Source organism: Pseudoalteromonas luteoviolacea, from assembly GCF_000814765.1.
GTDB classification, from domain to species: domain Bacteria; phylum Pseudomonadota; class Gammaproteobacteria; order Enterobacterales; family Alteromonadaceae; genus Pseudoalteromonas; species Pseudoalteromonas luteoviolacea_H.
Window position 1 is genome coordinate 670,438 of the sequence record NZ_JWIC01000010.1, and the last position, 18,716, is coordinate 689,153.

Below are 18,716 nucleotides of genomic sequence, written 5' to 3' on the forward strand. Positions count from 1 at the left end.
TACGCTTGTTGTTGCTTGTCAGTGTACACTAGCAGCCCCATAGCCCCAAAACGAATGCGACTAAACAATGAAATTTTCATCCCAACTTCAAAATGCCACCTTGCTAAAGCGTTATAAACGATTTTTAGTCGACCTACGTAATAATGATGGTGAAGAGTTCACAGTGCACTGTGCTAATACAGGTAAAATGACTGGGTGTGCAGAGCGCGGGTTTAAGGCGTATTACTCAACCAGTGACAATGTAAAGCGAAAATACCCACACTCATTGGAGCTTACGCAAGACAACCAAGGTCACCTTATTTGTGTCAATACGGCAATGGCTAACAAGGTGGCCTATGAAGCAATTGAACAAAATTGTATTGAACAGCTGACTGAATACCAAGACATCAGCAGTGAAGTAAAGTACGGCAATGAGAACAGTCGTATTGATATTTTACTCTCTAGTGATGACAAACCTGAGTGCTATGTCGAAGTGAAGTCAGTCACACTACTCGAAGAAGGGAAAGGGTACTTCCCTGATGCTGAAACTGTACGAGGTCAAAAGCATCTAAGAGAATTGATCCATATAAAACATCAGGGTAAGCGTGCCGTGCTATTATTTATAGTTATGCATAACGGCATTGACTCAGTCCGAGCTGCTGCCCATATTGATAAAAAATATGCTCAATTGTTGACCCAAGCGAGAAGCGAAGGGGTTGAAATATATGCATATAAAGCTCAAGTGACACCCGAAGAGGTGAAAGTAATTGAACAAGTATCCGTGTTAGATACTTGAAAAAAAAAACTTCACCCTCATATCACTGCCGTTAAAAACCTCATCCCAACGGCTTGTTTTATAACAGGGACAATGCAAAAAGTGTTTGCTAAGGGTTGAAGATTTTGCTATTTATAGCCGCCGGCGTTAGCTGGGGTTGTTTATTAAGGATTTAGGAGAATGCTATGCCAGACCAGAAAAAACTAGGGTTATTGGCTCAGGCCGGTTTAGAACCTTACCAAGAAAAGCCGGGCGAAGAATACATGGGCGAGGCACAGCTAGCTCATTTTAAAAAAATATTAGAAGCGTGGCGCAACGACCTTCGTAACGAAGTCGATCGCACCATGACCCACATGCAAGATGAAGCGGCAAATTTCCCTGATCCCGTCGACCGTGCAGCGCAAGAAGAAGAGTTTTCACTTGAATTGCGTACACGTGACCGCGAGCGTAAGCTGATCAAGAAAATTGAAAAGACGCTACAATTAATTGAAGAAGACGACTTCGGTTTTTGTAATTCATGTGGTATCGAGATTGGTATCCGCCGCTTAGAAGCACGTCCAACAGCAGACTTGTGTGTGGACTGTAAGACACTGGCTGAGATCAAAGAAAAGCAACAAGGTCGAGGTTAGTCCGAGTATTTAACCTGTACAATCGATAGGTTAAACTCGTCAGTTATGCAGACCCCAAAGACACTATACCCAGAGCAAACCAAATTGTCTGCTCTGGGTACATCTTCCGTTTATCGTGGACGTTTTGCTCCTTCCCCCTCTGGTTCACTTCATTTTGGCTCTTTGATAGCGGCACTTGCCAGTTATATTGATGCAAAGGCGCACCATGGCCAATGGTTAGTCAGGATGGAAGATATTGATACACCTCGCGTTGTTAGAGGTGCCGCTGATGATATTCTTGCCACGCTTGAAGCGTATGGGTTGTATTGGGATGAAGAAGTCGTTTATCAAAGCCAAAGACACGTGCTCTATCAAGAAGTCTTAACTGGCTTAATGTCCAACTCGGATGTGTATGCATGTACCTGTACACGTAAACAAATTAAACAACGGGGCGGATTTTATGATAACCACTGCCGTGCTTCACAAAACCGATTTGATAGCAATGCGCTGCGGTTAAAGCAAAACTTTCCGGTATACCAATTTGAAGATGCGCTGCAAGGTCATGTTTCTATCCCTGAGCTCATCGCTCAAGAAGACTATATCGTGAAACGCCGTGATGGCCTTTATGCATATCAATTGGTTGTTGTGGTCGATGATATGGAACAAAAAATTAGCCATATAGTACGCGGTGCTGACTTACTCGAGCCAACCGCACGGCAGTTAAGCTTATTTCAACAATTACGACATACGCCCCCTCATTATTTACACGTGCCACTGGCCGTCGCTGAACCCGGATTTAAACTATCCAAACAAAATCATGCCCCCGCAATTGACAATAAAGCGCCCTTGCCAGCATTGAAAGCTGCATTAGCATTTTTAGGTTTTAACAGCACCGAGCTTAATCACATAGACGAGGTCGCAGATGCACTCAACTGGGCAACCCATGTTTACCAGCGAGCGAGCCTCCCTCAGCACAGAGAAATTCAAGTGAATCAACTCAGTGAGTTCGAATACCAATTCCAGCCTCTGTAACGCCTCACGCATTCTACTCTATGATCTAAATGGTGAATCTCACCGCAATTCAAGTAACTTCTCTTATTATGAGCGCTGCGATTGTTATTGCTATCAAGAAAACAAACAGCTATGGCTCATTGGCAATTCATATCATTCAATTTGGTTGAAAATTTAATCGCTATTTCACCTCTGAAACTTCAATTTTAAGGCGTTTGAGTATATGATAGCGAGCCTTATGACTTCGCCTACACTTTAGAAAAAATAAAGCAGTATGCGAGATGAAAATATCAGTATAAATGATGCTACGGGTGGGGACTCAAAGTAGTTAGGAGAGTGGTTATTATTTCTAAAATATTCAAATTGTGTAGGCAAATTGTCGGTGCCAAGCAAGCGACGGGAACAGTTGAGGCCAAGTCAACGCCTCAAATTATTCCGCGCAGTGAGCACAACATCTCACGTAAACAATTTAGCCCCAATGCAATCAAAGTATTATATCGATTAAAAGACGGCGGTTATGACGCATACCTTGTCGGTGGTTGTATTCGGGATATTTTGTTAGGGATAGAACCAAAAGATTTTGATGTTGTAACAAACGCAACACCAGAGGAAGTCAAGCGCCTGTTTAGAAATTGCCGCCTAATTGGACGGCGATTCAGGCTAGCACATATTGTGTTTGGCCGTGAAGTCATCGAAGTTGCAACTATGCGTGGCCATCATCAATCCAGCAAAGGCGATGACCCAACCAGCAAAGCCAGTGAACAGGGCCAATTACTGCGCGACAATGTTTATGGCACAATTGAAGAAGATGCGCAGCGTCGCGATTTCTCAATTAATGCTTTGTATTACTCAGTCAATGATTTTGGCGTACGTGACTTTGCCGGTGGTATCGAAGCCATTAAAGCCAGACGCATTGAGTTGATTGGCGACCCTGAAACACGTTATCGTGAAGACCCTGTCAGAATGCTGCGTGCAGTGCGCTTTGCAACTAAGCTTGATATGGAGATCGCACCGGCAACACTCAACCCCATTTCTGAGCTAGCGCCGTTACTTGGTAATATTCCGCCGGCAAGACTATTTGAGGAAACCCTTAAGTTATTTTTAGGTGGTAAAGCCGAAGCAAACTTTCTCATGCTCCGAGAGCTGGGGCTATTCAAGCAACTTTTCCCAACCCTTGAAGAGATCCTTGAGCAAGACGAAAGCGAATTTGAAAGACGCTTTGTGCAACAAATGTTCGCCAATACTGATGCACGCATTAATAACAACAAAAAAGTCACTCCCGCGTTCATCTATGCAGCGCTGCTTTGGTTCCCATTACGTAAGCGTGCTGCGCTGCTAGAGCAACAAGGTGTTACTGAATATGATGCATTTATGCAGGCAATTAGTCAGGTGCTCAGCGAAAATGCGCAAAGAGTTGCGGTACCAAAGCGCTTTACTTTAGGTGCGAGAGATATTTGGCATATTCAGCAGCGCTTAGATAGACGCAGCGGACAACGCGCATATCGATTAAGCCTGCAGCCTAAGTTTAAAGCGTCATATGATTTCTTATTATTGCGTGTTGAAAGTGGTGAGTCTGATCAACAACCATTAGCTGATTGGTGGACTGAATATCTCAAGCAAGATGTCAGCGGACAAAAAGACATGGTGAAAAACCTCGGCCAGAAAGATCGCCCAAAACGCAGATATCGTAATAAACCACGTAGAAAGCCAAAACAAGATTCATGAATATAGTGTACATCGGGCTTGGGGCAAACTTAGTTGATCCTCAAGCACAACTCGTTAAGGCGGTGAATGCCTTAAGCACACATCCAGCGATTAATACACTGGAAGTGTCTAGTTTTTACGGCTCAAAACCTATGGGCCCGCAAGATCAACCTGATTATGTAAATGCAGTTGCGAGATTTGAAACTGCATTAGAGCCAGAAGCATTGTTAGATCAATTACAGGATATTGAACTACGTCAAGGTAGAGTGCGTAAAGATGAGCGCTGGGGTCCAAGAACCCTGGATCTAGATATTTTATTGTATAACAATGAAGTTATCTCTACCCCTCGTCTAACCGTGCCACATTATGGCCTGTGCGATAGAGAGTTTGTTGTATTCCCACTATTAGAGTTAGCCCCTCAACTGGTACTCCCTAATGGTCAAATACTCAAGCAAGTTGCTGAGAGTTTACCAAAAAATGGCCTAACCACCCTACCTAAAAAAGAAACAAAGGAGACACTTTAAATGGCTAAAGTTTCGGTTTCAACCTTGGCTAAGAAAAAGCAACAAGGTGAAAAAATCACAGCGTTAACGGCTTACGATGCCAGCTTTGCGAAGCTTTTTTACGATAATGGCGTTGATGTTGTTTTAGTTGGTGACTCACTTGGCATGGTATTACAAGGCGGTGATGACACACTCGCAGTGACAACTGCTGATATTGCCTATCACACTCGTAGTGTCAGAGCAGGCGCCAAAGAACTATTTGTGATTGCTGATATGCCATTTATGAGTTATTCCAACCCTGCACAAGCTTGCGAAAATGCAGCGACTTTAATGCGCAGCGGCGCAAATATGGTCAAGCTAGAAGGCGGTACATGGCTTGTCGACTCGATTAAGCTCCTTACTCAACAGGGTATTCCTGTTTGCGGTCATCTAGGTCTCACACCGCAATCTGTACACGTATTTGGTGGATTTAAAATACAAGGCCGCGAGGAAGCGCAAGCGCAACAAATGATTGCAGATGCCCAGGCATTAGAAGCCGCAGGTGCGCAAATGCTTGTGATTGAATGCATTCCGTCCAGCCTAGCGAAACGCATTACTGACGCTGTAAATATTCCTGTTATTGGCATTGGCGCAGGGAAAGAAGTCGATGGTCAAATCTTAGTCATGCACGATTTAGTTGGCATTTCAGCAGGCTATATTCCTAAATTTTCTAAAAACTTCTTAGCCGAAACGGGTAACATGCCAGACGCGGTTAAAAAATTCTGCGACGACGTCAAAACAGGCGCGTTCCCGGGTAAAGATCACGAGTTTAACTGATGCAATCTATCACTGAAATAAAGTCATTACGTAGCCAGATAAAAGCGTGGCGTCAGCAGGACCTCAGTATTGCATTTGTGCCAACCATGGGCAATTTGCATCAGGGGCACTTTTCGCTGGTTGAAAAAGCAAAAACCCTTGCAGACAAAGTGGTCGTGAGTATCTTCGTCAACCCAATGCAATTTGGTAAAAATGAAGACTTAGACAGCTACCCCCGTACACTTGTTCAGGACAAGCAAGGGCTCGCAGAACTGGGTACCGATATTGTGTTTACGCCCAGTGTTGAAACCATTTATCCAAATGGCCTAGCCGCACAGAGCTTTGTGGATGTGCCCGGTGTTTCAGAGGGCTACTGCGGAGGCAGTCGCAGTGGCCACTTCCGCGGTGTTGCTACGGTTGTTACCAAACTGTTCAACTTAGTACAGCCTGATTTTGCTTGTTTTGGAGAGAAAGACTACCAACAACTCCAAGTCATTAAAACCATGGTTCATGACTTATCTATGCCGATTGAAATTATTGGTGTGCCCACGCAAAGAGAAGTCTCTGGACTGGCGATGAGCTCACGTAATGGATACTTATCGGAGCAAGAAAAAGGCGTTGCAAAAGTCCTGTATCAAGTATTGTCCAAAACTGCTCAAGCGCTTGAAGCGGGTGAACGAGATTTTGTAACTCTTGAAGCACACGCCAAAGCAGAACTTGAAAAAGCGGGCCTGAAGCCGGATTATTTCTCCGTCGCACACAGGTTCACACTTCAACCACCAACACCAAGTGACAGTGACTTTGTTATTTTAGCAGCTGCATTTTTAGGTAGTGTTAGGCTCATAGACAATATGCAAGTCGGTCAATAACATTACTGTGCGAAAGCGCTCATTGTGGGCGCTTTTAACAGCTCTCTCTCCAACCTGCACGCATCACCAAGCTCAATGATGAATACTTAACACAGAGCATTTTGTAAAAATATGCTAAATTTAATCTGTATAAAAGATTAAAATAAGACATCTTACTCTCTATCTGCTGACTAATAGGAACGACTATGAGATTTGCGCTGCCCCTTTTATTGCTTGGTTTAGTTGCTTGTAGTAATCAACAAAATTCACCTGAACTCACGCAATGTGCTCAACAGAATTTTCAATGTGAACAAAACTGCTCAATGAGCTCGACTGAGCAAACGATGACAAGGCAGATATGTAATGGCGAATGTGTTGAAAAATACAATGCCTGCAAAGCACAAGCGGAAGAACTGACAAAAATAAGTAATGCGCAGTATTAAATAAATGGATTCAAATCAGATGTGTCATTATCAATAAAAAAAGCCGCTCAAGGAGCGGCTTTTTACGTATATTTTTCAAACTTAAAGTAGGCCTAGCTTCTTAAGCTCACGATTTGCCATTTTGCTTGTTAATGGTACATACCCATCTTTTTCTACAATCTTTTGACCTTCTTTAGAAAGTACCATTTTCAAGAATTCAGCTTCGATTGGAGAAAGCGGTTTATTTGGGTGTTTGTTCACATAAACATATAGGAAACGTGATAGTGGGTATTTACCAGTTGCCACATTTTCTAACGTTGCGTCTACGAAGTTATCGCCTTTTTTCGCCAGTGGAACAGTACGAACACCAGACGTTTTGTAACCGATACCTGAGTAACCAATTGCGTTTACAGATGAAGAAATTGACTGTACAACAGAAGCAGAACCAGGTTGCTCGTTTACATTATTTCTGAAGTCACCTTTACACAAGGCTTTTTTCTTAAAGTAGCCATATGTACCAGATACTGAGTTACGACCATATAATTGAATATCTTTTGCAGCCCACGGACCATTTAGACCTACGTCGCTCCAACGATCAACTTGCTTATCTCCACCACACTTACGTGTTGAAGAGAAAATTGAATCTACTTGGTCAATACGCAGACCTTTAATCGGGTTATCTTTATGGACAAAAACAGCTAGCGCATCAATCGCTACACGAACCTCTGTCGGCTTGTAACCATAGCGCTTTTCGAACGCTTCAACTTCTTTTGATTTCATCTTACGACTCATTGGGCCGAAGTTTGCAGTTGCTTCTGTTAAAGCTGGCGGCGCAGTAGAAGAGCCAGCCGCTTGAATTTGAATATTCACGTTAGGGTAAATACGCTTATATTCTTCTGCCCAAAACGTCATCATGTTTGCTAACGTATCTGAACCCACAGATGAAAAGTTACCTGAAATACCGCTGGTCTTGTTGTACTCTTGTAGGTTTTTATCAAGCGCTGATACTTGCGTTGATACCAATGTTGTTACAGCCACACCCATTGCGGCAACTAAGCTTTTAAATTTCATTGGGGTCACTCCGATTGTTCGTCCCATTTGATTACCTGATGCTCATTGTGCGCTCAGTTAATGACAATAAAATTACTCTTAAATGACACTTTTATGACTTTCCGGCGGTGTCATAAAAATGCGTTTTTCTTTCGGGAAGGAGAATGAAAAACACGACCCCTCACCCAATGTACTGTTAATTTCCAGATGAGAATCATGGCGACTAAGTACATGTTTTGTGATCGCCAAACCCAATCCTGAACCACCGGTTTTCCGGCTTCTCGCTTTATCTACACGATAGAAGCGTTCAGTTAAACGGTTAATGTGCTCTGGCGCTATGCCATCACCATTATCAGTCACAGCAAAAGCAGGGCTCTCACCTTCCAAATACCACCTAACTAAAATCTTCCCATTAGGTTTAGTATAGTGGACAGCATTAAATACTAAATTTGAAAAAGCACTGCGCAACTCATCGATACATCCTTTGATATCCAAAGTGTCGTCTATATCGAATTCAATTTCATGATGCTTATCTTGGTTGAGAGAAAGCGCTTCCGTTTGGATCAATTGCAGCATATTAGGCACATTCACGGCTTTATCGTTGCCCTGATCCCTGTCCCCTTCAATGCGAGATAAAGACAGTAGTTGATTCACCAAACTGTCCATGCGTTTACACTGTTCGATCATGGTCAAATGTGCCTTCTGCCACATAGCGGGCGGCGGCATATTGTCGCCTTCCATCATCTCAAGATAACCCGTTACCACAGTCAAAGGTGTGCGAAGTTCATGGGACACATTAGCAACAAAATCTTTGCGCATTTGCTCAAGTTTTTTAAGTCTTGAAATATCACGCACAACCATCATCAGCTGCTCTGCATATGGCATGACACGAAACTCCAATACCCGCTCATCGTTGTGCCCGCTTTCAAGTTCTAGTGGATCCGTAAAATCATGATCTTGCATATACTTCACAAACTTGGGATCACGGATCAAATTATCCAAGCGCTGGCCATGATCTGTCGGCCACTGCAGCCCTAAGATCTTAAGTGCCAACTGATTACACCAGATAATACTCAGATCCTGCTGCATCACAATCACCGCATCAGGCACCGCTTCCGCGCCTTCACGGAAACGACGGATCAACGCAGCCAGTTCATTGCGCTTTTTACGATTGCGATGCTGAAGGTGATAGATCCCCTCAAAAATTTGTTCCCACGCGCCAGATCCCTCAGGCGGATTAAAACTACGTTGATTGATCAACCAATCACTCAGCTTGTACAGTTGTTTAAAATGCCAAAATAAAAGTACTGAAGCACCCAAAAACAACAATATAAATGGCGCACCAAGCAAAATTCCGATGAGGGTTAATGGCAGAAAATACAAAAACAGGCGTTTTAATAACGCCTGTTTATCAATCACTCTATACATATAAAATGATCCTAAAGATTAAGCGCTAGGATAACGCTACCACAGCGCATAAATTAATGCTTTATACTTTACTTGAAAAACGATAACCCGCACCACGAACGGTTTGGACTAACCTATCGTGACCAAGTGGTGCAATCGCTTTTCTTAGACGACGAATATGTACATCAACCGTGCGGTCTTCAACATACACATTAGTGCCCCATACATGATCTAGCAACTGTTCACGACTATAAACACGTTCAGGGTGAGTCATAAAGAAGTGTAACAGCCTAAACTCAGTCGGACCCATTTCTAACTCGTTACCTGCAGAGGTAACACGATGTGAAATCGGATCTAACCTTAAACCATGTACCTCTATCGCTTCTTCTAGCGATGTAGGAGATACACGGCGCATTACCGCCTTAATTCTCGCCATAAGCTCCTTTGGAGAAAAAGGCTTAGTCACGTAGTCATCTGCACCTACTTCTAATCCTTTAACTTTGTCTTCCTCTTCACCACGCGCTGTTAGCATGATGATGGGGATCTGACGAGTATACTCACTTTGCTTAAATTTTTTCGCAATTTGGATACCGCTACCGCCAGGTAACATCCAATCTAGGAGCACCATATCCGGGTATGGCTCTACCATGGCTGCAATCGCTGAATCATAGTCTTCCGCTTCAATTGCTTGAAAGCCATTCTGTTCTAACACAAACACCAACATTTCTCTGATTGGTGCTTCGTCATCAACTACTAGTACTCTACGTGACATTCCCATTTATCTCTTACGTTACCGAAGTCGGTTTCATTATTATGACTAAGTATGACAGTTTTATGAAAGTTTACCTGATAATATAACGTTAATGCATTTATCAGGAACATAGTTTCAATAAGTTAGATACAATTTGTTCCTATTTTATCTGCATTTAACGTCACTTAGCATCGAATAATGGTGTTTTTTTCGCAACAAATATTTAGATTAAAAAATTATGAAGATCGTGTCATTTCGCAGGGATCATTATTTTCCTAAGTCTGCCGCTATGAGATCACTTTCTTACCTAGTAGATCCTTTGAGGATCAGATCTATACGTACTGAAACGGCAAGTTCTTATATTGGGTAATACTAAGTGATTGATCTTTTGAAAATCAGCCACACACAATGCGCAAAATAGTACTCATAATTAAGATCAAGCACTGTTCAAGTTGGTAAAAAATCGATCCCGCCAAGAGATCGTTAGTAAATTAATGATCCAGACGTGCTCGGTTAGTAAAAATACGATCCCATCCCCTGATCAATCAGTTTAATGACTTCACCATTAACATAACCCATATATCCAACGCGAAAAAAAAGCCCCTTATGGGGCTTTTCTTACGTGTGATTACACGAATTACTTCACTTTAGGTGCAAGTTCACCAGAAAGGTATTTAACATGCATATCATCTAAAGAGATTGGCTTGATGTTAGCAGCTTGACCAGCTGTACCAAACGCTTCATAGCGCGCAATACAAATCTCAGTCATTGCTTTTGTCGCTTCAGCTAGATATTTACGAGGGTCAAAGTTCGCTGGGTTATGCGCCAAGTGACGACGAATTGCCCCCGTTGCAGCTAGGCGTAAATCTGTATCGATGTTGACTTTACGCACACCGTGCTTGATACCTTCAACGATTTGCTCAACTGGCACACCATAAGTTTCAGGGATCTCACCACCAAACTCGTTGATTACGGCAAGCCACTCTTGAGGTACAGATGAAGAACCATGCATAACTAAGTGCGTATCAGGAATGCGTGCGTGGATCTCTTTAATGCGGTTAATCGCAAGAATATCACCTGTAGGTGGGCGAGTGAATTTATATGCACCGTGCGATGTACCACAGGCAATCGCTAAGGCATCAACACCGGTTTTCTTAACAAAGTCAGCAGCCTCTTCTGGATCAGTAAGTAATTGGTCTTGCGTTAACTTGCCTACCGCACCAATGCCGTCTTCTTCGCCTGCTTCACCAGTCTCTAGTGAACCTAGTACACCTAGCTCACCTTCTACCGATACACCACATGCGTGCGCCATCTCCACAGTGCGACGAGTAACATCCACATTGTATTCGTAAGTCGATGGTGTTTTACCATCATCAAGCAAAGAACCATCCATCATAACCGATGAAAAGCCTAATTGAATTGAACGCTGACACACAGCAGGAGAGGTGCCGTGGTCTTGGTGCATAACAACAGGAATATGTGGCCATTCTTCAACAGCAGCTAAAATCATATGGCGAATAAAAGGGGCACCAGCATAGTTTCTAGCACCAGCTGAGCCTTGTACAATTACTGGGCTGTTTGTTTTATCAGCCGCTTCCATAATCGCACGCATTTGCTCTTGGTTATTCACATTAAAGGCAGGAACGCCGTATCCATTCTCGGCCGCATGATCGAGAAGTTGACGCATACTGATTAAAGCCATATTGCTTTTCTCCAATTTTTGATAGCACTTAGCTATCTATTTGAACGGGGTAGATTTAGTTTGGTTGCATGACAACCGCTATTAATCTAAACAAAGAGTGAGAGAGTGTTTAGATTAATAGTTGGAGGCCAAAAAAGCCTCCTTAAATTTTTATGCTTTTGCTCTTTGCTCTAGCATATCAACTGCCGGTAGCTTTTTACCTTCTAAGAATTCAAGGAAAGCACCACCACCTGTTGAGATATACGATATTTCATCACCAACGCCATACTTATCAATCGCAGCGAGTGTGTCACCACCACCAGCAATCGAAAATGCTTTAGACTTGGCAATTGCATGTGCAATGGCTTCTGTACCATTACCAAATTGATCAAACTCAAAAACACCCACTGGTCCATTCCATACCACAGTGCCCGCTTGCTCGATGATTTTAGCTAGCTCATTTGCTGTGTTAGGGCCAATATCAAAAATCATGTCATCGCTTTCAACTTCAGAAGCATCTTTAATAACGGCAACCGCTGTTTCTGAGAACTCTTTGCCCACAACAACATCAGTAGGCACTGGAATATCACCATCATTAGCTTGTGCTGCAGCACTGAGCTTTTGTGCTTCTGGAATTAGCTCCTCTTCATACAGAGACTTACCTACTGGATTACCTGAAGCTGCAATAAATGTATTTGCAATACCACCACCGGTTACCAGCTGATCAACCACTGTTGACAGTGAATCAAGGACCGTTAATTTAGTGGATACTTTAGAGCCACCAACAATTGCGACTAATGGACGAGCAGGGTTATCTAACGCTTTACCCAGTGCATCCAGCTCCGCCGCTAACAATGGACCTGCACATGCAACATCGGCATATAAGCCCACACCATGTGTTGAAGCTTGCGCTCGGTGTGCAGTACCAAATGCATCCATTACATAGATATCACACAGTGCAGCTAGCTGCTTTGAAAGTGCTTCGTCGTTTTTCTTCTCACCTTTATTAAAGCGTACATTTTCAAAAACAACCACTTCGTTATCAGCAACTTCAACGCCATCAAGGTAATCTGTAACAAGTCTTACGTTTTGATCCAGTACATCATTTAGGTAATCAACAACTGGCTGAAGTGAATACTGAGCATCGTATTCCCCTTCCGTTGGGCGACCTAGGTGCGACATCACCATTACTTTAGCGCCTTTTTCTAGGGCTAACTTAATGGTAGGCAAAGATGCTTTAATGCGTGCATCTGACGTCACTTTTGCGTCTTTCACTGGCACGTTCAAATCTTCACGTATCAGTACGCGTTTGCCGTTTAAATCTAAATCCGCCATCTTGATGACTGACATGGACATCTCCTTAAAAGAACGATACTAAAATTAAGAGGCTTTCATCATTGCCATTGCGGTGTCGAGCATACGGTTTGCAAACCCCCACTCGTTATCACACCAAACTAACACCTTTACCAAACGTTTATGGCTCACTCGGGTCTGGGTGCCATCAATAATACTGGAATGAGGATCATGATTAAAATCCACCGATACTAAGGGTTCTTCGGTGTAATCTAATATCCCATGTAGCCTGCCAGTGGCAGCCTGCCCCAATACTTGATTAACTTGTTCTAACGTCACATCGCTTTGCAAAGATACGCTTAAGTCCATTGCGGTCACGTTAATTGTAGGTACTCTGACTGCAATTGCCTCAAAGCGACCATTAAATTTAGGTAATATGCGCTCAATACCACGCGCTAATTTTGTATCAACCGGTATAATCGATTGGCTCGCTGCGCGTGTACGCCTTAAGTCTTTATGGTATGCATCAATAACTTGTTGATCATGCATCGACGCATGAATGGTTGTAATTGCACCTGACTCAATACCAAAAGCATCATCTAATACTTTAATGACAGGAACAATACAGTTTGTTGTACATGATCCGTTAGAGACTATGGTATGTGATGCTTTTAAATTATCGTCATTGATACCATACACAATGGTTTCATCAACATCCGCGTCTGCAGGATGAGAGAAAAGCACTTTTTTTGCACCCGCTGCAATGTGTGCAGCTGCGTGTTGCCGAGAGTGATAAACACCTGTACATTCTAACACGACGTCAATATCTAAGGCATGCCATGGTAGATGGCTTGGGTCTGGTTCGTTAAAAATTTGAATTTGTTGTCCGGCGACTTCTAGATAGGGTTTATTCAGGTTGACTGGGAATGCGAAACGACCATGAGAGGTGTCGTACTTCATTAAATGCGCGATCCCTTCAGGATCTGCCAACTCGTTGATAGCGACTATTTGAAATTCGTTGTGGCGCCCAGACTCAAAGAGGGCTCGGACAATATTGCGACCTATGCGACCAAAACCATTGATTGCCAGTTTGATTGTCATTAATTAGAAGACCCATTTTCTACATGCAATAAAGAAGTAACTCAGACTCCTTTGTAAAGATGGCGCTATTGTAATCGACCTTGAACAAATGTGTAAGTGATATGCAAAAATTTTTCTTCATATGAGGCAAAGTGCCAAAAAAAGAATGTGAACTACGTAAATTTAAACGAGTTTGCTCAGCTTTATGGTCTTTTGACTATCCAATTGACCCACTTGAGCCAATAAAAGCTCTGCTGTGGCCAATGCATCACTTAATGCATTGTGATTTTGATACGCAGGCAATCCATAACGAACTCTACAAGCTGGCAGCGTTAACTGGTCCTGTCTGATTACTTCCTGAGCTCGTAATAAGCGTTTCCTTTCTAATTTTAATGTATCTACAATGGCCTTGGGTTTTACCGATAGACCATGTTGAACAAAGTATTTTTGTATAAATCCCCAATCAAGTGAAGCGTTATGACACACGAGTATTCTCCTATCTAACACCCTTGCCAAAGTCGATAATATCATTTCAATATGCTCACCGCTTTGAGCGATTTCCGGTTCTGATATGCCATGATAAATAGGGCTTTGCGCTAACTTATGCACATCTTTGTTTATCTTGTATTGTGCGCTTTGAAGCGCTATTTTTCCCTGATTTATCTCAACCCAAGCCACAGACACGATTTCATGCAAATTGACATCAAGGCCTGTTAATTCTAGATCAACGACCACCAGTTCACTCTCTACCCAAAGCGGATCCTCTCGCGTTCTCATAAAGTTTGGAATGAGCCATTTCATCGTGCTATAAACTTCCTCGTGCAAACTTAAACACGCATGCTTGTTGAGCTTGCTTGATTAAATGAAAGGCTTCTTTTAACTGATGCCGCTCTAATGAACTGAGATGTTCAGGGTTAATACAATTTGGAGGCAAATCTAAATCCTCGATTTGTATTTTAAAGCGCAATTGTGTCAAAAACCGCCAGCAATCTTGTAAATTGTAAATATCCTCTTTACTTAAAACTGAAAACGCTTTAAGTGCTTCTAATCTTGACTGTGTATTGGCTTTAGTAACACCACATTTAAGGGCATAAATACGGGCAAGATCATTTACAATCGACACACCACGCGTTTTTAAATCTAAGTAACCATGCTTTCTTTTATTACGTTGTAATTTAAATTGTTGAAATAGGCCAATCGGCACACTGTTGACACTGATATCGGTCGCCATAGCCGCAAAAAAAAGATCTTGTGTCTGCATACTATTTAACTGCTTATTGAGCATGTGATAAAGTGATTGATCCCCCATAATAAAACGGCGGTCAAAGAAAATTTTACTATTGAGCATTGCCTGTGGTGTTGGCGTTTGAGTCCAATTTTCAAATCGTGCAAGCCATTCATTAACCGTACCGCGGCACAACTCATTGCTCGCCATAATATTGCCTGGGCAGGCTTTAATTCCACAACTAATTAGGTGCCCTGTTACAAACTCCCCTAAACCAGCAAAATACGCTCTTTGATGGGGCAATATAGCATTTGAAACAATCAAACCATTATCTTGATCTGAGTGCAAAGTTTGTTCTTCTCGCGCTTGGGAACCAAAACATATCCAGCAAAAACCACACGGCGGCTCCCCTTGCTGCTTAATATATAGCTCCGTTAAACGACTCGTCATTGCATCTGTTAAACCACTTAACAATGTACCAATAAAAGAAATGTCCTCAACCGTGTTTGAAAACCCTCTTAACAAAGCAGGGATTTCCTTGGCCAAATGCACCACTTCTTGGTAACTGTGGGCTTTATATATTTGCCCGATTAGCTGTACAGGATCGTGCTTTTGTTGGCGCAATAAATCCGTACTGGTCACCATGCCTAAAGGTTCCCGCGCTTCGTTGAGTACAGGCAAATGGTGGATATTATGTTTAAGCATCAAGTGTAATGCGGCGAAAGCGCGATTATTTTCAAAAATAAATTTAGGGTCGTGCGTCATCACTTTGGTCACAGGCGCTTTAGGATCAAGCTCTGCCGCCAAGACACGATTGCGTAGATCTCTGTCAGTGACAATACCTGACAACTGGCAGTTTTCAGTGATGATGACCGATGACACCCCCGCCTTTTGCATGACTTTAGCCGCGTCAACAACACTGGCTTGCGGTTCTATCGTCACCGCTTTTTTACACATTAACGTCGCTATTTTTCGCTCAGACCACCCCCGGCCACGCTCTTTATAATGACTCGATAATAAACGCTTTTTATGCGCACGAACAAAATGCTGCTCAAACTTAGGATACTCGCGGCGCAAATAGTCAAAATCAGCGTGTGCTAGCAAAAAAATAAGCCCACTTGTTTGAACTTCAAGATGATTTTGAATATCTTCTCCGGTCAGTAAAGATGGATAACCAAAATAATCCCCTTCTCCCAGTCTCGTAACAACCTCCCCTGTATTGTCTACCAAATCAAACACCCCTGTTCGCACAAGATATAAATGCTTCTGATCTGAGTTGAGCAATTCAGACTGGTTCAAAGTCGTGATGTAAACCACCTTTGTATGATTAACGAAAAAATGCGCACATGACGCAGGTAGCTCGCTAAAAGGGAGCTGCTCAGTAACAAAATTCAAAACGTCCGTTACCGCCGAATGAGAATGTGTCATTTGGTTGCCTCAAAAAGACAATAGCCCAGCAAAAGCTGGGCTATGTATTTACCTTGAATCGATTAGTGCGCGTGCGCTTCACCAGACCCTTTAGGATTGCGGATCCCATCGACCATACGCTTGACCTCTTCTGGTGTTTCAGCAGTTAATTTCATCACCACAGCAGCAACACCAAAGTTAACCACCATACCAATAATACCAATGCCTTCAGGTGAGATACCAAATAGCCAATTTGCCGGGGCGTTCAACTCAGGACTCACAAATTTAAAGTAAATAATGTACGCCGCTGTAAAACCAATACCCGAAATCATACCCGCAATGGCGCCTTCTTTGTTCATGCGTTTAGAGAAAATACCCATAATGATCGCAGGGAAGAAACTCGCTGCCGCCAAGCCAAAGGCGAACGCCACTACCGATGCCACAAATCCCGGTGGGTTTATGCCAAAATAGGCCGAGATCCCAATGGCCACCATCGCCGCGAGCCTTGCAGCCATGAGCTCTTGCTTGTCACTGATGTCCGGTTTGAGCGTGCGCTTGAGTAAATCATGCGACACCGATGTTGAGATAACCAGTAATAACCCTGCGGTTGTCGACAGTGCAGCAGCAATACCACCTGCGGCAACCAGAGCGATGACCCAAGCAGGTAAGTCTGCAATTTCTGGATTTGCCAATACCATGATATCTCTATCAATTTTAACTTCATTTGTACTTGCAGGGTCGTCAATTTTACCTGCAGAGTAGAACATTTTGCCATCACCATTTTTATCATTGAATGTGATGAGGCCTGTTCTTTCCCAATTCTTCACCCACTGCGGCGCTTCGGCATATGCTGTGCCACTGCCATCTTTACCATTAATCGTATCTATCATGTTGACTCGTGCAAACGAAGCAACGGCAGGAGCGGTTGTATAAACAATGGCGATAAATACCAAAGTCCACGCCGCAGAAATACGCGTATCTTTTACTTTTGGCACAGTGAAGAAGCGCACGATAACATGCGGTAAACCCGCAGTACCCACCATCAATGCAGCCGTAATCGCAAACACATCAATCATACTCTTAGATCCCTCGGTGTACTGGGCAAATCCCAGCTCGGTACTGAGCCCATCGAGTTTATCGAGTAAATAGGTGTTTGAGCCATCAGCAAGCGTTGCACCAAACCCGGTTTGTGGCAGTAAATGACCTGTCATCATCATAGAAATAAAGATAGCCGGTACTAAGTAAGCAAACACTAACACACAGTACTGTGCCACTTGAGTGTAAGTGATCCCTTTCATACCACCTAACACAGCGTAGAAGAAAACAATGACCATACCGATATAAACACCGGTTTCAATATCAACTTCTAAGAAACGAGAGAAAACGACACCCACACCACGCATCTGCCCTGCAATGTAGGTGAAGCAAATAAAGATGGCACACAAAATAGCCACAACCCGTGCGACCTGTGAGTAATATCTATCCCCAATGAAGTCTGGTACGGTAAATTTACCGAACTTGCGTAAATATGGTGCCAGACAGAGTGCCAGTAATACATAACCACCAGTCCACCCCATTAGGTAAACACCGCCATCATATCCTGCAAAAGAGATAATACCCGCCATAGAAATAAACGACGCAGCACTCATCCAATCCGCTGCGGTTGCCATTCCGTTTGCCACTGGAGGCACACCGCCACCGGCGACATAGAATTCATTAGTTGACCCAGCACGCGCCCAAATGGCGATACCGATATATAACGCAAAGCTCAGCCCTACGATTAAAAATGTAAACGATTGAACATCCATTATGCCGCTCCTTACTCATCTACGCCGTATTTTTTATCGAGCGCATCCATTTTTGATACGTAGACAAAAATCAAAGCAACAAATGTATAAATTGCACCTTGTTGTGAAAACCAAAAGCCCAACTTAAACCCAAAAAAACGTACTTCGTTCAATACGTCCACAAATAAAATGCCACATCCAAATGACACCACAAACCAAATTACTAGTAGCTTAAACATCAAGGCTAGATTTTCTGACCAATATGCTTTTGCTTGTTCTTCACTTTTAAAGGCCATGATTAACTCCCCGTTTAACGCATAATGTAAATACGCGTTGGTATTAATTGACCTTTTGACTGTAGCAACGGCTTGTCTAGATTGAATTGAGACC

Annotated in this window: 18 protein-coding genes; 8 read left to right on the plus strand and 10 right to left on the minus strand. The window is 43.0% G+C overall.

The genetic code is table 11. The annotated features are described in order from the left end of the window. The first annotated feature begins 67 nt into the window (after nt 1-67). The 8 genes from sfsA to JF50_RS24585 all read left to right on the plus strand — a co-directional run bounded on the left by sfsA (nt 68) and on the right by JF50_RS24585 (nt 6,666). Entirely contained in the window at nt 68-775 is a 708-nt protein-coding gene (sfsA, locus tag JF50_RS24550) for a DNA/RNA nuclease SfsA (protein WP_039611891.1), read from the plus strand. A 164-nt stretch (nt 776-939) separates the two neighbouring features. Next, nucleotides 940-1,383 carry an RNA polymerase-binding protein DksA gene (dksA, locus tag JF50_RS24555; protein ID WP_039611892.1) on the plus strand — a complete coding sequence of 148 codons (444 nt, stop codon included), beginning with the start codon at nt 940-942 and terminating at the stop codon, nt 1,381-1,383. Nucleotides 1,384-1,428: 45 nt separating this feature from the next. Further along, complete coding sequence (gene gluQRS / locus JF50_RS24560; protein WP_052262753.1) at nt 1,429-2,394, plus strand: tRNA glutamyl-Q(34) synthetase GluQRS; 966 nt, start codon at nt 1,429-1,431, stop codon at nt 2,392-2,394. A 354-nt stretch (nt 2,395-2,748) separates the two neighbouring features. After that, nucleotides 2,749-4,098 (plus strand): polynucleotide adenylyltransferase PcnB, encoded by a 1,350-nt coding sequence (gene pcnB, locus JF50_RS24565; RefSeq protein WP_080760363.1) that lies wholly within the window; start codon nt 2,749-2,751, stop codon nt 4,096-4,098. Further along, nucleotides 4,095-4,601, plus strand: coding sequence for a 2-amino-4-hydroxy-6-hydroxymethyldihydropteridine diphosphokinase (gene folK / locus JF50_RS24570; RefSeq protein WP_039611893.1), 507 nt, complete (start codon nt 4,095-4,097; stop codon nt 4,599-4,601). Before pcnB ends, folK begins: the two co-directional genes overlap by 4 nt. Then, nucleotides 4,602-5,396, plus strand: a complete 795-nt coding sequence (gene panB / locus JF50_RS24575) for a 3-methyl-2-oxobutanoate hydroxymethyltransferase (RefSeq protein WP_039611894.1) — start codon at nt 4,602-4,604, stop codon at nt 5,394-5,396. Then, entirely contained in the window at nt 5,396-6,244 is an 849-nt protein-coding gene (gene panC / locus JF50_RS24580) for a pantoate--beta-alanine ligase (protein ID WP_039611895.1), read from the plus strand. Before panB ends, panC begins: the two co-directional genes overlap by 1 nt. Before the next feature lie 185 nt (nt 6,245-6,429). Next, nucleotides 6,430-6,666 (plus strand): hypothetical protein, encoded by a 237-nt coding sequence (locus JF50_RS24585; RefSeq protein WP_039611896.1) that lies wholly within the window; start codon nt 6,430-6,432, stop codon nt 6,664-6,666. Between the two features lie 81 nt (nt 6,667-6,747). Here the strand turns inward: JF50_RS24585 and JF50_RS24590 are convergent, their stop codons facing one another. The 10 genes from JF50_RS24590 to JF50_RS24635 form a co-directional block, all read right to left on the minus strand. Continuing rightward, a complete protein-coding gene (locus JF50_RS24590) occupies nt 6,748-7,716 on the minus strand; it encodes a PstS family phosphate ABC transporter substrate-binding protein (protein WP_039611897.1) in 969 nt (322 codons plus the stop codon). Between the two features lie 78 nt (nt 7,717-7,794). Beyond that, nucleotides 7,795-9,123 (minus strand): phosphate regulon sensor histidine kinase PhoR, encoded by a 1,329-nt coding sequence (gene phoR / locus JF50_RS24595; RefSeq protein WP_039611898.1) that lies wholly within the window; start codon nt 9,121-9,123, stop codon nt 7,795-7,797. Nucleotides 9,124-9,184: 61 nt separating this feature from the next. Then, the gene (gene phoB, locus JF50_RS24600; RefSeq protein ID WP_023399796.1) at nt 9,185-9,874 is read right to left on the minus strand and encodes a phosphate regulon transcriptional regulator PhoB; all 690 of its coding nucleotides are present in this window, start codon (nt 9,872-9,874) and stop codon (nt 9,185-9,187) included. Nucleotides 9,875-10,490: 616 nt separating this feature from the next. After that, entirely contained in the window at nt 10,491-11,555 is a 1,065-nt protein-coding gene (gene fba, locus JF50_RS24605; protein ID WP_039611899.1) for a class II fructose-bisphosphate aldolase, read from the minus strand. A 150-nt stretch (nt 11,556-11,705) separates the two neighbouring features. Continuing rightward, nucleotides 11,706-12,884 carry a phosphoglycerate kinase gene (locus tag JF50_RS24610; RefSeq protein ID WP_039611900.1) on the minus strand — a complete coding sequence of 393 codons (1,179 nt, stop codon included), beginning with the start codon at nt 12,882-12,884 and terminating at the stop codon, nt 11,706-11,708. Nucleotides 12,885-12,914: 30 nt separating this feature from the next. Beyond that, a complete protein-coding gene (epd, locus tag JF50_RS24615; protein WP_039611901.1) occupies nt 12,915-13,928 on the minus strand; it encodes an erythrose-4-phosphate dehydrogenase in 1,014 nt (337 codons plus the stop codon). Between the two features lie 162 nt (nt 13,929-14,090). Further along, nucleotides 14,091-14,708 carry a 3'-5' exonuclease gene (locus JF50_RS24620; RefSeq protein ID WP_039611902.1) on the minus strand — a complete coding sequence of 206 codons (618 nt, stop codon included), beginning with the start codon at nt 14,706-14,708 and terminating at the stop codon, nt 14,091-14,093. 4 nt (nt 14,709-14,712) lie between these two features. Then, entirely contained in the window at nt 14,713-16,560 is a 1,848-nt protein-coding gene (locus JF50_RS24625; RefSeq protein WP_039611903.1) for a DUF294 nucleotidyltransferase-like domain-containing protein, read from the minus strand. A 62-nt stretch (nt 16,561-16,622) separates the two neighbouring features. After that, nucleotides 16,623-18,347, minus strand: a complete 1,725-nt coding sequence (locus JF50_RS24630) for a sodium:solute symporter family protein (protein WP_039611904.1) — start codon at nt 18,345-18,347, stop codon at nt 16,623-16,625. A gap of 11 nt (nt 18,348-18,358) precedes the next feature. Then, on the minus strand, nt 18,359-18,622 hold the full coding sequence (locus tag JF50_RS24635) for a DUF4212 domain-containing protein (RefSeq protein ID WP_039611905.1): 264 nt from the start codon (nt 18,620-18,622) through the stop codon (nt 18,359-18,361). Nucleotides 18,623-18,716 lie beyond the last annotated feature (94 nt).